The sequence below is a fragment of the Pseudomonas sp. KH_024_B2 genome (assembly GCF_057839965.1).
Window position 1 is genome coordinate 3,855,374 of sequence record NZ_CM174502.1, and the last position, 14,572, is coordinate 3,869,945.

Annotated in this window: 11 protein-coding genes; 1 reads left to right on the forward strand and 10 read right to left on the reverse strand. The window is 61.4% G+C overall.

What is annotated here, in order from left to right; all coding sequences use genetic code 11:
* The 6 genes from AC3I0A_RS17885 to AC3I0A_RS17910 form a co-directional block, all read right to left on the reverse strand.
* A complete protein-coding gene (locus AC3I0A_RS17885; protein WP_489373529.1) occupies positions 1–1,779 on the reverse strand; it encodes an acyl-CoA dehydrogenase C-terminal domain-containing protein in 1,779 nt (592 codons plus the stop codon).
* Between the two features lie 7 nt (positions 1,780–1,786).
* The gene (locus tag AC3I0A_RS17890) at positions 1,787–4,303 is read right to left on the reverse strand and encodes an efflux RND transporter permease subunit (RefSeq protein WP_489373531.1); all 2,517 of its coding nucleotides are present in this window, start codon (positions 4,301–4,303) and stop codon (positions 1,787–1,789) included.
* Positions 4,304–4,334: 31 nt separating this feature from the next.
* The gene (locus AC3I0A_RS17895) at positions 4,335–5,408 is read right to left on the reverse strand and encodes a WD40/YVTN/BNR-like repeat-containing protein (RefSeq protein ID WP_489373533.1); all 1,074 of its coding nucleotides are present in this window, start codon (positions 5,406–5,408) and stop codon (positions 4,335–4,337) included.
* Between the two features lie 155 nt (positions 5,409–5,563).
* On the reverse strand, positions 5,564–6,922 hold the full coding sequence (locus AC3I0A_RS17900; protein ID WP_489373535.1) for a DUF1329 domain-containing protein: 1,359 nt from the start codon (positions 6,920–6,922) through the stop codon (positions 5,564–5,566).
* Positions 6,923–6,963: 41 nt separating this feature from the next.
* Complete coding sequence (locus AC3I0A_RS17905) at positions 6,964–8,976, reverse strand: DUF1302 domain-containing protein (protein WP_489373537.1); 2,013 nt, start codon at positions 8,974–8,976, stop codon at positions 6,964–6,966.
* A gap of 129 nt (positions 8,977–9,105) precedes the next feature.
* Positions 9,106–9,672: an RBBP9/YdeN family alpha/beta hydrolase gene (locus AC3I0A_RS17910; RefSeq protein WP_489373538.1), complete on the reverse strand. Its 567-nt coding sequence runs from the start codon at positions 9,670–9,672 to the stop codon at positions 9,106–9,108.
* Positions 9,673–10,026: 354 nt separating this feature from the next.
* Here AC3I0A_RS17910 and AC3I0A_RS17915 point away from each other — a divergent pair, with 354 nt between their 5' ends.
* The gene (locus AC3I0A_RS17915; RefSeq protein WP_489373539.1) at positions 10,027–11,079 is read left to right on the forward strand and encodes an AraC family transcriptional regulator; all 1,053 of its coding nucleotides are present in this window, start codon (positions 10,027–10,029) and stop codon (positions 11,077–11,079) included.
* Positions 11,080–11,236: 157 nt separating this feature from the next.
* On the opposite strand, the gene AC3I0A_RS17920 is transcribed toward AC3I0A_RS17915, so the two are convergent.
* The 4 genes from AC3I0A_RS17920 to AC3I0A_RS17935 are packed head-to-tail and all read right to left on the reverse strand — an operon-like array spanning position 11,237 to position 14,560.
* Entirely contained in the window at positions 11,237–12,247 is a 1,011-nt protein-coding gene (locus AC3I0A_RS17920; protein ID WP_489373540.1) for a YeiH family protein, read from the reverse strand.
* On the reverse strand, positions 12,244–12,570 hold the full coding sequence (locus AC3I0A_RS17925; protein WP_489373542.1) for a Rieske (2Fe-2S) protein: 327 nt from the start codon (positions 12,568–12,570) through the stop codon (positions 12,244–12,246). Before AC3I0A_RS17925 ends, AC3I0A_RS17920 begins: the two co-directional genes overlap by 4 nt.
* Positions 12,567–13,232, reverse strand: coding sequence for a DsbA family oxidoreductase (locus AC3I0A_RS17930; protein WP_489373543.1), 666 nt, complete (start codon positions 13,230–13,232; stop codon positions 12,567–12,569). The genes AC3I0A_RS17925 and AC3I0A_RS17930 overlap by 4 nt, the downstream gene beginning before the upstream one ends.
* Positions 13,229–14,560 (reverse strand): MFS transporter, encoded by a 1,332-nt coding sequence (locus AC3I0A_RS17935; RefSeq protein WP_489373544.1) that lies wholly within the window; start codon positions 14,558–14,560, stop codon positions 13,229–13,231. The genes AC3I0A_RS17930 and AC3I0A_RS17935 overlap by 4 nt, the downstream gene beginning before the upstream one ends.
* Positions 14,561–14,572: the final 12 nt, after the last annotated feature.

Consider the following 14,572-nt stretch of genomic DNA (forward strand, 5'->3'; position numbering starts at 1 on the left):
TCAGAAGTGCGCTGCTTCCAGCTCGTAGAGGGATTCGCTACCGGCCTTGACCGAAGCACTCAACGAGTGGATACGCGGCAGCAGTCGGGCGAAGTAGAAGCGCGCAGTGCCCAGCTTGCTGGCGTAGAAATCATCCTCGGCCTGTTTGCCCATGGCCGCTTTGGCCATCAGTGCCCACATGTAGGCATAGGCGGTGTAGCCGAATACCTGCAGGTACTCGACCGAGGCGGCGCCGATTTCATTCGGGTTGTTCTGTGCCCGATCGAGCAACCACGCGGTCAACTCGTCGAGGGTATCCACCGCCGCACTCAACGGCCGGGTGAACTCGTTCAAACGGGGATCGGCGGTGGCGATGAAATGGCGAATTTCGGTGGCGAACAAACGGTAGAGTGCCCCACCGCTGCCAACGATTTTGCGCCCGGCCAGGTCCAGCGACTGAATACCATTGGTGCCTTCGTAGATCTGCGTGATGCGCACATCGCGAACCAGTTGCTCCTGACCCCATTCGCGGATGTAACCGTGGCCGCCGAAGATCTGCTGGCCATGCACCGTGGTTTCCAGCCCCATGTCGGTCAGGAACGCCTTGGCCACCGGCGTCAGCAGCGACACCAGTTCTTGCGCGCGAGTGCGGGCTGCAGCGTCTTCACTGTACTTGGCGGTATCCAGTTGCAACGCCACATAGCTGGAAAACGCCCGCCCGCCCTCGTTCAAGGCCTTCATGGTCAACAGCATGCGCCGTACATCCGGGTGCACGATGATCGGGTCGGCGGCCTTGTCCTTGTTCTGCGCGCCGGTCGGTGAACGGCTTTGCAGACGGTCACGGGCGTATTCGACTGCGTTCTGATACGAGCGCTCACCCAACGCCAGGCCCTGGATGCCCACGCCAAGGCGCTCGTAATTCATCATGGTAAACATCGCGGCCAGGCCCTTGTTCGGCGCATCGATGATCCAGCCGGTCGCTCCGTCAAAGTTCATCACACAGGTGGCGGATGCCTTGATGCCCATTTTGTGCTCAATGGAACCGCAGGACAGGGAGTTGCGCTCGCCCAGCGAGCCATCGTCATTGACCAGCACCTTGGGCACCAGAAACAGCGAAATCCCCTTGGGACCGGCCGGTGCATCCGGCAATCGGGCGAGCACCAAATGAATGATGTTTTCGGTGAGGTCGTGCTCGCCGCCGGTGATAAAGATCTTGCTGCCGCTGATCTTGAAACTGCCGTCGGCCTGAGGTTCGGCTCGGGTGCGAATCAGGCCCAGGTCAGTGCCGGCATGCGCCTCGGTCAGGCACATTGAACCGGTCCAGGTGCCGGCGTACATGTTCGGCAGATAGCGTTCCTTGAGTTCCTGACTGGCGTGGGCATTGATCGACAGGCACGCACCGGCGGTCAGCATCGGGTACAGGCCGAACGACAGACTTGCCGAGTTGACCATCTCCTCGACCTGAGCCGAAATGGCCTTGGGCATACCCATGCCACCGAACTGCGGATCGCCGCCAACACCCACCCAACCACCTTCGGCGAAGGCTTGATAGGCCTGGGCAAAACCGTCCGGGGCGGTGACCGCGCCGTTGCTCCAGGTGCAGCCCTGCTCGTCGCTGCTGCGGTTCAGCGGCGCGACCACCTCGGCGCTGATCTTGCCGGCCTCTTCAAGGATCGCGGCGGCCGTTTCTTCATCAATCACCTCGGCCAGGCCTGGCAATCCGGCCCAGAGCCGGGACACCTCGAAGACCTCATTGAGTACGAAGCGCATGTCGCGCAAAGGAGCTTTGTAATCAGACATCGTTGGCTTACTCGGAAGTGGTCAGGGCATGCGGCATGTCCTGACGTTGGGATGTACCGGTTTCACCGGTTTGCGCCACATGGGCTTGCGCAACGGGGTGACGCAGCAAGAAGTACGACAGGGCTGGAATCAGGATCAGCGCGCCGAGCATGTTCCACAGGAACATGAAGGTCAGCAGGATGCCCATGTCGGCCTGGAACTTGATCGGCGACCAGACCCAGCACACCACGCCGGCTGCCAGGGTGATGCCCACCAGGCCCACTACCCGGCCGGTAAACGACACGGCGTTGCGGTAAGCCTGACTCAGCGGCAGGCCCTGGCGCTGGTAATGCAACTGCACGCTGAGCAGGTACAAGGCGTAATCCACGCCGATGCCCACGCCCAATGCGATCACCGGCAGGGTCGCGACCTTCACGCCAATGCCCATGGCCACCATCAACGCCTCGCAAAGGATCGAGGTCAGGACCAATGGCAACAGGGCGACCAGGGTCGCGCGCCAACTGCGAAAGGTGATCAGACAGAACAGCGTCACCGCCGCATAGACGTAAAGCAGCATGGTGCGATTGGCCTCGCGCACCACGATGTTGGTCGCTGCTTCAATCCCGGCCGACCCGGCCGCCAGCAGGAACTGGCGATCATCGCTGTTGTTCTCCCGGGCGAATTTTTCGGCGATGCCCACCACGGCATCCAGGGTCTCGGCCTTGTGGTCCTTGAGAAAGGTGATCACCGGCATCAGCGAACAATCGGTGTTGAACAACTCCGGGGAGTTGACCGAGGCTTGCTGCGCGGCGTAGTTCAACACGTCCTGATTGCGCTGGATGCTGTTGAGCTTGGGGTTGCCTTCATAAGTGCCGGCGGTGATCTGCCGTACCGCGTTGACCAGCGAAGCGGTCGCCTGCACGCCCGGATACTGTTGCAGCTCCCAGGCCAGGCGATCGGCGAGGACCAGGGTCTTGTAGTTCAGGCAGCCTTCCGGCGCGGTCTTGATCATCACCGCGAACAGGTCGCTGGACAGCGCGTAGTGGCTGGTGATGTAGGCGTTGTCACGGTTATAGCGAGAGTCGGCACGCAACTCCGGTGCGCCACTTTCCAGGTCGCCGATCTTCAGCTGCAGGCTGATCATGAAGCCGCCGATGCCCATCAGTACCGCGACCAGTACCGCCCCCGTGGCCCATTTGGCCGTGGTGAAGCGGTCGAGCAGGTCCCATAGTTTGCCGAAGCCTTTGTGCCCTTCTGCGCGCGTGTCGATTTTCAGCGCACGCTCGGCAGCCCTGGCGCCGACGCCGACATAAGACAGCGCCACCGGCATCAGCAACAGCGAGGTGAAGATCAGCACCGCCACACCGATACTGGCGGTGATCGCCAGGTCCCGGATCACCGGAATATCGATCAGCATCAGCACCGCGAATCCGACGGCGTCGGCCAGCAGCGCGGTGACGCCGGCAATGAACAGGCGGCGGAAGGTGTAGCGTGCGGCGATCAGTTTGTGAGTGCCACGGGCGATGTCCTGCATGATGCCGTTCATCTTCTGCGCCGCGTGGGACACACCGATGGCGAAGATCAGGAAAGGCACGAGCACCGAGTACGGGTCGATGGCATAGCCGAGCCAGGCGACGATGCCGAGTTGCCAGACCACTGCGACCAGCGAGCAGCCGACCACCAGCAAGGTGCTGCGCACGCAACGGGTGTAGGCGTAAATGATGATCAGCGAAGTGACGACGGCCAGGCCGAAGAACATCATCACCTGAATCAGCCCGTCGATCAGGTCGCCCATCAGTTTGGCGAAACCGATCACCCGGACTTTGTACTGGCCCTTGCCCTCCTCCCCGGCCTTACGTGCAGCGCTGTCACCGGCGAACTCGATCTTGTTGCGCAACTGCTCCTCGAGCATCTGCGAAAACGCGTGGTAGTCGATGCGCTGACCGCTGGCCGTGGCCTTGTCCAGTAGCGGCACGATCAGCATGCTCGATTTGTAGTCGCTGGCCACCAGACTGCCGACGATACCGGCGCGGGAAATGTTCTGGCGCAGCTGTTCAATTTCTTCCGGCTTGCCCTGATAGGTATCGGGCATCACCGGGCCGCCCTGGAAACCTTCCTCGGTGACTTCGGTCCAGCGCACCGCCGGGCTCCACAACGACTTCATCCAGGCACGGTCGACGCCTTCGGTGACGAACAGCTGATCGTTGACCTGTTTGAGCACGTCAAGATAAGCGGGGTCGAAGATATCGCCCTGGGTGTTCTCCACCACCACCCGCACCGAGTTGCCCAGACCGCGCAGCGACTGGCGGTTTTCCAGGAAGTTCTGGATGTACGGCTGACTCTGCGGAATCATCTTTTCGAAGCTTGGACGCAGCTCCAGGCGAGTCGCGGCCATGTAGCCCAACACCACGGTGGCCAGCGCCATCAGCAGCATGAACAGCGGACGGTAGTTGAATACCAGCCGCTCCAGCAGGTTGCCGGAATGGCGGTCGAAGTCACGCAAATCGCGGATCACCGGCATGGTTTCTTGTTTGGTATGGCCCATATCTGGGTGCTCGCTCTAAGGGTTCGAGGGCTTATTCAACGGACAGCGTCCGTGCACCACGGCTGCCAACCACCACCAGCGCACCGTCGGCGGCGCGCGTGACACCAGTCACCGGGACCGGCTCGGCTTGCTGCACCCAGTGCATTTGCGCACCGGCGCCCTGGCTCACTAGCATCTGCCCGCCCTGGGTAAACAAGCGGTAATCACCATGGGTATCGACGATGCCGGCGGTGATGCTGACGTGCAGACCACTGTCCAGCGGGGTCCAGCTGAGACCGCCATCGGTGCTGCGCAGCACATTGCCGCGCAAGCCGTAGACGAGCGCTTCCCCGGGGTTGCCGAGAACACCGAAAAAACTGCCCTGATAGGGTGTCTGCACGGCGGCGAACCGCTGCCGGGCGTCATCCCACTTGAGCAGCAGGCCCTGCTCTCCGGCGATGTACAGCGCGTCGCCAGTAGAGGCGATGGCGTTGAGGTGAAAGCCCTGCGGGTTGTCGGTGCGGTCCTGAAACGGTGTCCAGCTCTGGCCAGCATCCTCGGTGCGCAGGATCAGGTTGAACACACCGACCACATAGCCGAGGTTGTTGTTGGCGAACCAGACGTCGAGCAAGGGTTTATCCGCGCCCTGCTCCACCAGACGCTGGCCTTCGGCAGCCAGCCGTGACCACTGTTCGTTGCCCGGTTCTGCACTGGCCAACGCCCCATAATGCTTGACCAGCAAGGCACCGATCTGGCGGCCGTCCAGTTGCTTGCGCCAGGTCGCCCCGGCGTCGCTGCTATGCAATACCACGCCGTCGTTGCCGACCGCCCAGCCCTGCAGGGCAGAAGGAAAATTCACCGCGTTGAGATCGGCACTCACCGGGACACTGGCTTGCTGCCAGTGCTTGCCGGCATCATCGGAATACAGAATGTGGCCACGCTGCCCGACTGCGACCAGACGGTCGCCGGCGCGGGCCATGCCGGATAACGGGCTGTTGACGGCCAAGGCACTGACCCTGGCCGGCAGATCCAGCACGTCGACATAGCCGGCCGCCTGGGTGAGGCCCTGCAACATTGCAAGCAGGGCGCCCAGCGCCAGCTGCAGGTATTTTTTGTACGAACACATACCGCGTCCTCTTCGGAAAACTGCGTCGGGATACACAACCGTGCAGCCTGATGTTCAAACCTGGCGTCCAGAACGATCTGGCCGTGCACCGACCGCCGTGCGCTCACACGGCCCTTGCAGGCCGCGGATCGAACGGACGCCTTGTCGCAGCTCGTTTAGCGAATACCGCTACCGGCCAGCGACTCCGGCGACCACTGCGCCTTGGAGAGCGGATCGATGTACTTGATGCCGCCGTAAGGGCCCACCACACCGTTGATGTTGTAGGAGCCACCGACCAGGTCGTAAATCATGAAGGGCGTGGAATCCGGGATCTGCTTGTCATAGCTTTGGCTGAGAAAAGCGAAGGAGCCACGGTACAGCTGGCCACGGGCGTCGTATTGGTCAGAGGCCAGAGCGGTCCAGCTGTCTTCATCGAGGTAGAAGCGACGCTTCTGATAGATGTGTCGGGCGCCGGCCTTGAGGTTGCCCTCCACCACCCAGACCCGGTGTTTTTCCCAACGCACGTATTCCGGTGACAGGTGGTTGGCGGTAGTCAGCGCCTTGGGGTCCTGGGCGTAGGTCAGCTTATAAGTGTTGTAGGGCACGATCATTTCCTGCTTGCCCACCAGCTTCCAGTCGTAGCGGTCCAGTGCACCGTTGAACACAAAGACATCGTCGTAGGTGCCCGCGCCGGCGGTGCCAGGGTTAGGCGTGTCGTAAGCCAGGTTCGGTGCCAGCTTGACCCGACGCTGGCCAGGCAAGTATTGCCAGGCGCGGCGCGGTTGCTGCAGCGGGTTGGCGGCGTCCTTGAGCATCACCGCTTCGCCGGCCCGGCGTGCAGGGCCGGTATAGGACAACTTCATCTGGTAGTACACGTCGGCGCTGCTGATCGGCTGCGTCAGGTTCTCGTAGATCGGATAGGAAATGAACGCCTGCCCGGTGATCGCCAGACTCGCAATGCCTGCGGAATCGACGTTCCAGGAGTCGTACTTGGAGTTGATGTTGACCCCCTGATAACGCAACAGGAAGTTCCACATCGCCTCGTTGCCCGACTGCGGAATCGGGAACGGCACACCGGGCAGTACGTTATCGATGGCCAGGCCGCCTTCCAGGGACTTGGCGCCGGTGGCGTTTTTCACGCCATTGTCCAGGACGGCCTTGGGCAAAGAGACTGTACGGTGGGTCGGGTAGACATTGACGTGGAAGCTTGGGAAACGTTTGGCCAGTTCCGCCGTGGTTGCACTGAGCAAGCCCTTGTACTGATCGACGTTCTTGCCATCGATCACCAGCAACGGTTTTTCGTTGACGAAGGGATCCGGACGCATGCTGTCACCGGATTTGAAACTGGCCGGCGGCGTGGTCAGGCCACCGTCATAAGCGGGGATGGAACCATCAGCGTTCCCGGCCTTTTCGGCGCCCACCAGGGTCAGGCTGCTGCCCAACCTGGCAGCGTCCTGAGTTGAAACAGCGGCCTGTGCCTGGGCGGCAAGGACCATGGCCAGCGAAGCGGCCAACACGGTTTTTGCGAATTTCATCTTGTTATTCTCCTGCTTGCATTGAGCAAATCAGTGGTGAATCAAAAAGTGGTTTTCATCGTCAGGTAAACGGCACCACGGTCCTCAGTCGTGGCACCACCACCGGAGAAGGCCGAGTAGCCGCCGCCGTAACACGCGTAGTTTTCATTGCCGCTAAAGGCATTGGGTGTGGAGCCGTCGCCGCTGCCGGCATTGGCCGCGCCGGTGCTCAGACCGCTGGCGTCGCACTTGTCGGACTTGCCGAAGGAGTCGACGTACTTCAGGTCGACAAAGTATTTGTTGTACACAACGGCACCCACGCCCACGGCATAGTTGCCGGTGTCCTTGGCACCGCCACCGGACACCGGTGAGACGCCGTCGAGACCGACGTTGATGGACATCGGTGCGTTGAGGTCGACGCCGGGAAACACCTGGTACCAGGTCGGCGTGAAGTTGACCGCGATGCCCCAGTTGTCCCGGGTCGGCTGGTCGATGCCGCGATAGGCGCCCTTGCCCTTGTAGAGCGCTTCGTTTTTGCTATCGAGCTTGAGCAGGTTGCTGTAGTACAACTCGGCGAGCAGGCTGGCCGAATCGAACACAGGTGTTTTCGGGAAGGTCATCAGGCCGTTGAGCGTCCAGTGCAACGTGTCACCGGTGGCACTCATGCTGTCGCCCTTTTGCGGAGTGTCATAGATCACCCCGGTGGCGGCCGTGCGGGCCGGCAACAGACCGAGGCCGGCGCCCAACCCCAGAGGACTGGTCGAGCTGACAATCGCTGGAATACTGGCCAGCGGCATGTTGTGACGAATGTTCAGGTCCGAACCCACGCTCACCCCGCCAACGTCCTTGGACAGGCTCAGGCCAACGATCTTGATATTGTCGGCATAGGCCATTTGATAGGTGGCGGTGCTCAGCGAGTTGAGCGTATTGACCACCGCAGGCACTTGCCCTGCCGGCCGGGTGCCGTTGGGGTTGGCCGAACTCAGGCCTCTGGCATCCAGCCAGGCTTGCGGAAGGATTTCCGAGGTTTCGCGGTAGTAAACACCGAGCGTACCGTCCAGCCAGGCGGGCGACCACTTAGCCATCACGCCCCAGTCGCCGCGATTGTCCGGTGTCAGATCATGCCCCCGACGCACGTTGGTCAACCCGTTGCACGGCGCCAGGCCACATCCCAGCGGGCTGCCGGGCACCACGCCATTGGTGTTGCCCAGCAGGAACGACTGCGCACCGAAGCCCACCAGATCGGAACCGCCGTAATAGGTGCCCGCTTCAGGCAGTCGGGCGGCGTCCCAATCGAGGAAGTACTGGGCACCCACGGTCAGCTCGGGATTGACGGTAAATGACATCGACAGCTGATTACGCGGGACGAACAGTTCCTTGGCTTCGATACCTGGGGATGCCGCCAGTTTGGCCAGGTCCAGACCGGACTGGCCGTAGCTGATCGAGTGCACCGGGTTGAGAATGGTCTCGCCCCAGAACACGTTGTGCTGACCGGCCTTGACGCTCAGCAGCGACTCCTCGCCCACTTCGGTGCTGTAGAACACGAAGGCATCGAGGATTTCGCCGGAGGGACCGGTGTAGTAACGCTGGGCGTAGTTGCTCAGGTGCGGGCTGCCATTGCCGACATTATCGCCGGTGACCGCGGCCAGACGTGGGTCGTTGGCGACCAGCCCCGACCTCGCGTCGTTGCCGTTGACGAACGGGTTGGAATTGGAACCGGTGTTCTCGTAGGCCTTGTCATACCAACTGGCGGCACTGACGCGAAAACCCATGTGGTTTTGGTAGACCACATCCATCTCGGTCAACAGGTCGATGCGGTTGCTGATATTGGTCCCGGACTTGCGAAAGTTGTAGTCGCCATCGTTGTTGTTCGGTGTCGCCAACATGCGCTTGTCGGCGCTTTCGGTGCGTACGCCGTAGTTGTACTTGACGGTGTTATCCAGGCGCACGGTCCAGTCCGGGTTACCCGTATCGAGTTCGAACGCATGGGCCGCCGGCATGCTTGCGGCCAGAATGGCCGAGGCCAACAAGGTGTAACGCGAAGGTGTGAACCCGTGACTCTTATTGTTGTGCATTGCGTTGTCTCCGCCTTTTTGTAGTTGTTTTAAGCGCAGCCGCCCTCACGCAACCTCTTTTTCCAGGGATTGGCGTTTTTCAGGAGTGAGGGCAATTACCGGATGGCGTGCGGCCAGCCGGCGCCTGAACTAGCGATCCAGCTCCAGGATGAGTGCTTCGGCTTGTGGCCAGTGGCCAAACCCTGCAGCCGGATTGAGATGACCCACTGCGCCGAGATTGCGCAGTTCGGCGCCCCAACCTTGAGCCATGCGCGTGACGGCCGAAAGGCTGGCGAGGTGATCGTTGGTGCTGCCGGCCACCAGGCTGCGGAACGGCAGCGGGCCTAGGGGAAGAGGATTCCAGCCCTGGCTACGCAGGGTCTGGGGGGATGGGTAGCCTTGCGGCCAGTCGGCGTCGAGATCCGGTGGTGCGGCCAGCAGAGCGCCCTTGATCGGACGACTGTGCCGTGCGGCCCAGTGCGCGACCATCAACACGCCAGCACTGTGGGCCACCAGAATCACCGGCCCTTCGATCTGCTCCAGCTGGTGCTGGATCGCCCGGACCCGGGCCCCGCAGTCGAGCTTGTCGGTTTCAAGTGGCGGGACACTGCGCACCTTGCACAGCCTGGCCTCAAGCAACGTTTGCCAATGCTCGGCAACGTGCTCGCGCAGGCCCGGTACGATCAGAACGGTTGCGGCAGTCTGCAGTTTGTCCACGTCAACACCTTCGCTTTCTCGATGACTCGACTGGCTCTATCGCCAGAAGCTTTTTGTAGTGCCGACATTAAAGAGCGCCCACCCAAGGCGCTTTTCATTTGACGTCAGGCGCTTTTCTTTTGATGACAGATTTTCAGGCATTGGTGTGCCGCGACCATTGGTCGAAAAAACCCGCAGGCTCTCCCCGGGTCACTGTAATCAATGGGTGAGGGTCGATTGATCCATGGGAACGGCTGTGATTCGGGGCAGGATTGGGTGAACGCCATCGATAACGTCACAACTGTTCAATTGATGACGTGCTGGATATAGTCGCCACGCTCATTTCCATCGCAATCAGCCCAGGAAAGACTTCGCATGCCCAAGCTTGTTCGCGCCGCCGTCTTGACCAACTACCTGGAGGTCACCCAGTACCTGGGGTTCAACCCGCGCGATGTACTGGCTGCCGTCGGTCTGAGCAAGGCCCTGTTGCAAACCCCCGAACACCGTATTCCCATCGATGCCGCCGTGCGCCTGCTGGAAGATTCGGCCGCCGCCAGTGGCTGCCAGAGCTTCGGCCTGAGCATGGCCGAGTCGCGTCAGCTCTCTGACTTCGGTGTGGTCAGCCTGCTGCTCAGCCACCAGCGTACGCTGCGTGATGCGTTGCAAGTGTTGGTGCATTACCGTCATCTGATGAACGACTCGCTGGCCCTCTTCATTGAAGAGGCTGGCAAGATGGTGATCATTCGCGAGGAGGTGGTCACCGAATCGCCAATGCCCTGCCGACAGGCCAATGAGCTGGCCATCGGCGTGATGTTCCGCCTGTGCGCCGCGCTGCTCGGCACCCACTGGCATCCCTACAGCGTCAACTTCACACACCAGCCCCCGGACAATCTGCAACTGCATCGCCGCCTGTTCGGTTGCAAGCTGGAATTCGGCAGCGAGTTCAATGGCATTGTCTGTTCCGATGCCAGCCTCGACATGACCAATCCCCATGCCGATCCGGCCATGGCGCGCTACGCTCAGAGTTACCTCGACTCGTTGCTCAGTCACGAAGGCCCGTCGATGCTGTTCGAGGTGCGCAAAGCCATCTACCTGCTGTTGCCAATGGGGCGCGCCACCATCGAGCAGATCGCCCAGACCCAGGGCATGAACGTTCGGACCCTGCAGCGCCGCCTCAAAGACGACGGCTGCGCCTTCAACGACCTGATCAACGACGTGCGCCGCGATCTGGTGCTGCGCTACCTGGAAAACCCGAATTACTCGCTAGGGCGCATTGCCGACATGCTCGGCTACTCCATGGCGAGTTCCTTCACTCGCTGGTTTATCACCCAGTTCGGCATGCCGCCCGCCGCTTGGCGCAGCGCGCAAAAGCACACCGTCAAAGCACCGCCGGACCTGACCACCCTGCCCGGCTCCAGCGAACCCTGAACCGAACAAAACAGACGCGGGGCTTGCAAAAAAAAAAGCGGCGACTGTTGGTACAGTCGCCGCAAAAGAGCCGGTGCTTGTGACACCGGCCCGAAGCCTCACTGCGACGAGGAGTCAACGCAGTGCGGCCCTGCCATCAAGTGTGATTCAGTCGGGCTTACAAGCCCCAGTGCAGCAACAGCAGCACCAGCACGACAAGGAACACCGTCTCCCCCACCATCAGCAGGATGGGCTTGATGCCGACAGCGGCCAGCTCCTTGAGCTGGGTCTTCATACCCAGGGCGCTGATGGAAACCACCAGGCACCAGCGCGATAGCTCGTTGACCGAACCCTGCACCACCGGGGCTATCCAGCCGGTGCTGTTGATACAGGCCAGCAGCAGAAAACCGACGGCGAACCACGGTAGCAGCGGTGGTCGCTTGCCGGTCGGATCGGCACCCTGCATACGCGTGACCATCGCCGCACACACGATCACCGGCAGCAGCATGGCAACCCGCATCAACTTGACCACCGTGGCCGTATCACCGGTCTCGGTCGACATGCTGTAACCGGCACCGACCACCTGGGCGACATCGTGAATGGTGGCGCCCAGGAATACGCCGGCCACTTGCGGGGACAATGACAGCCAATTGGCAATCATCGGATACAGGATCATCGCCGTGGTGGACAGTGCCGACACCCCGATGACCGTGAACAGCGTGGCGCGCTCTTTCTGCGGATGATTGGGCAACGCCGCCGCCAGCGCCAACGCCGCTGACGCACCACAAATCGCGGTTGCCCCACCGGTAAGCATGCCGAATAAACGCTGGAATCCCAGCGCCTTGGCCGCGATCACCGAGACGCCGATCGTCACCACCACCAGAATCACCACCAGCGCCACAGGCTTCCAGCCCAGCGCGGCAATCTGTTCGAGAGTGATGCGCATGCCCAGCAAGGCCACGCCAATGCGCAACACAGTGCGCGACGTGAACTCGATGCCAGCCTTGCAGGCACCGTCACCGGCCAGGAAGTTCAGCGCCATGCCCAACAGCAAGGCAAACAGCATCACCGGCGCACCGTAATGCTCGGACAAAAAGGACGCGGCCGCCGCCACGATCAGACTGACGACAAAACCCGGCGCCAGTTCGCGCGTTCGGCTATGGATACGGGTAAGAGCGATAGCGCTCATGGCGCGGACTCCTCAGAAACGATGACGATGAATGCCTGGCCGTCGATGACCTCGACCGGGTAGTTGGCGACTTTGAGCTGGGTTGAGTTGAGCAGGTAGCCGTTGCGCAGATCGAAGCGCAGGCCATGGGCGCAGCATTGAATCACCCTGCCCTCCAGACGCCCGCCACATAGCGAAGCCCCCTGATGGGGGCAACTGTCGTCAATGGCGAACAGGTCACCTTCGACGTTGAATAGCGCCAGGCTTTTGCCATCGAATTCGAACAGCGCACGACCACCCGCCTGCGGGAGCTTTCCGGCAGGCACGGGGATACGAAGACTCATACCGGTTGCCGCTTGCGAGCACTGTCGAGCAAGGCTTCGCACATGGCGTCCAGCAGCACCTCGGCAGGCTGTGCGCCCACCACCGTCAGGCGACGGTCGAACTGAAAACTGGGCACGCCGCTGCCTGCTCCCGTCTCGTTGCCGACGTAAGGATCGCCGTCACCTTGCAGGAAGGAGGCCATGGCATCAGCGTCGAAGCCACACGACCGGGCGATGGCAAGCAAGGTCTCTTGGCAGCCCAGATCTTCGCCAAACTGGAAGTAGGCAGCGAACAGACGCTCAAGCAAAACATCGCGTTGGGCGGTATTGCCCAGCACGCTCGCACGCTCCAGCAAACGATGGGCATCAGCGGTATTCGGCATGGTGATGATGCGACTCAAATCGATGGGCACGCCCACCGCCATCGCAGCCTGCTGCACCTGGGCCTGACGCATCACTACGGCTTCAGGACCGCCCAGACGCTTGAGGTAAAAATCGGCGAAGGGTTCACCCTGTGCCGGCAGCTGCGGCAGCAACTGCACCCCATGCCACACCGTGCTGATCTGCACATCCGGTTGCTGGATGCGCAGCAGGTCCTGCGCGCGCTCCAGTTGACGCTTGCCGATCAGGCACCAGGGACAGATGAAATCGAAAAACACATCAATACGTAAACGACCACTCACAACTTCACCTCTAACGCCACTTTGCCAATCGAATCGTGGACTTGCTCGCCTCGAAGCCGGGCGATGTCCTTGTGGTAGTGACACTTGGCATAAAAGAACACGGCCGCTGCCGCGATGCTGACCAGTGGCACCAATTGAAAAGCAGCCTGCAAGCCGATGAGGTCGGACACCCTGCCGGTGATGAACGGCCCAGGCGCCAGCCCCAGCATGTTGTTGGCCAAGGTCAGCGTGGCGAAGGCCGTGCCATGGACCGAGTAATGGGTCAGGTTGGCAACCATGGCTCCGCAAGGGCCGGTCGTGCCGGCGGCAATCAACATGCCCAGGCAGATCAGCACCAATTGCACAGGCCCTGTCGGCAAGGCGAACGCTGCCGACAACAGCAGACAACTGCCCAGGCAATAGGCGATGGCCAAAGAGACCTTGCGCTCCGGCGAATGGCGACACAGTCGATCACTGAGCATGCCGCACAGGATCATCCCCGCACCGCTGCACAGCACGATGATCGCCGCGACTCCGCCTGCCTTGTCGGTGGCCATGTCGTAATAACGATTGAGGTAACTGGGCATCCACACAATGACGGTGCCGCCGACGAACAGTTGCAAGCCACTGCCGATGTAGGCAGCGATCACCGAACGGCTGGAAAACAGCGTACGCAACGGACGCTTGACCGCGGCAGCCGCTTTGTTCGCCGCCTGAGCGGCTCGTTGCGGCGCAATGCGTGCTTCCTTGACGATGACCGGGTAAAGCACCGCCAGCAGCAGGCCGAACAGCGACATGCCGGCAAACGACCAGCGCCAGCCAAGCTTGGCGGCGATTGCACCGCCCAGCGCCATACCTAATACCGAACCGAACATGCCGCCCGCCATGAACGCACTGGCCAGGGTTGCACGCATGTGTTTGGGAAACACCGAAATCACCACCGCGATGCCGACGCTGCCGTACGCCGCTTCGCCGACGCCGACCATGAATCGTGCAACGAACATCTGCTGATAGTCCTGCGCCAATGCGCAGCCCAGCGTGGCCAGACTCCACAGTAAAGCCATCAGCGCCAGGCTCTTGACCCGGCCGAAGCGATCCGCCAGCAATGACAGGGGAATTGTCAGCAGCCCCACCATCAGGGCGACAATGCCACTGAGCAGGCCGAGCTGACCGTCGCTCAGGGCCCACTCGCCCTTGAGCATTGGGAACACCGCGTTCAGTACCTGACGCGACATGTAATCGGAAATCAACAAGCCGAACGTCAGTGCAAAGACGATCCAGGCATACTTGCGCGCAACGCCGACGCCACTGCAGTCATCATCGTCTGCGGCGATTGGGTGAAAGGCCATGCAGCCTCCTCA

Coding starts and splice junctions, on each gene's coding strand:
- AC3I0A_RS17885 (WP_489373529.1), bottom strand. CDS start 1,779: ATGTCTGATTACAAAGCTCCTTTGCGCGACATGCGCTTCGTACTCAAT.
- AC3I0A_RS17890 (WP_489373531.1), bottom strand. CDS start 4,303: ATGGGCCATACCAAACAAGAAACCATGCCGGTGATCCGCGATTTGCGT.
- AC3I0A_RS17895 (WP_489373533.1), bottom strand. CDS start 5,408: ATGTGTTCGTACAAAAAATACCTGCAGCTGGCGCTGGGCGCCCTGCTT.
- AC3I0A_RS17900 (WP_489373535.1), bottom strand. CDS start 6,922: ATGAAATTCGCAAAAACCGTGTTGGCCGCTTCGCTGGCCATGGTCCTT.
- AC3I0A_RS17905 (WP_489373537.1), bottom strand. CDS start 8,976: ATGCACAACAATAAGAGTCACGGGTTCACACCTTCGCGTTACACCTTG.
- AC3I0A_RS17915 (WP_489373539.1), top strand. CDS start 10,027: ATGCCCAAGCTTGTTCGCGCCGCCGTCTTGACCAACTACCTGGAGGTC.
- AC3I0A_RS17920 (WP_489373540.1), bottom strand. CDS start 12,247: ATGAGCGCTATCGCTCTTACCCGTATCCATAGCCGAACGCGCGAACTG.
- AC3I0A_RS17925 (WP_489373542.1), bottom strand. CDS start 12,570: ATGAGTCTTCGTATCCCCGTGCCTGCCGGAAAGCTCCCGCAGGCGGGT.
- AC3I0A_RS17935 (WP_489373544.1), bottom strand. CDS start 14,560: ATGGCCTTTCACCCAATCGCCGCAGACGATGATGACTGCAGTGGCGTC.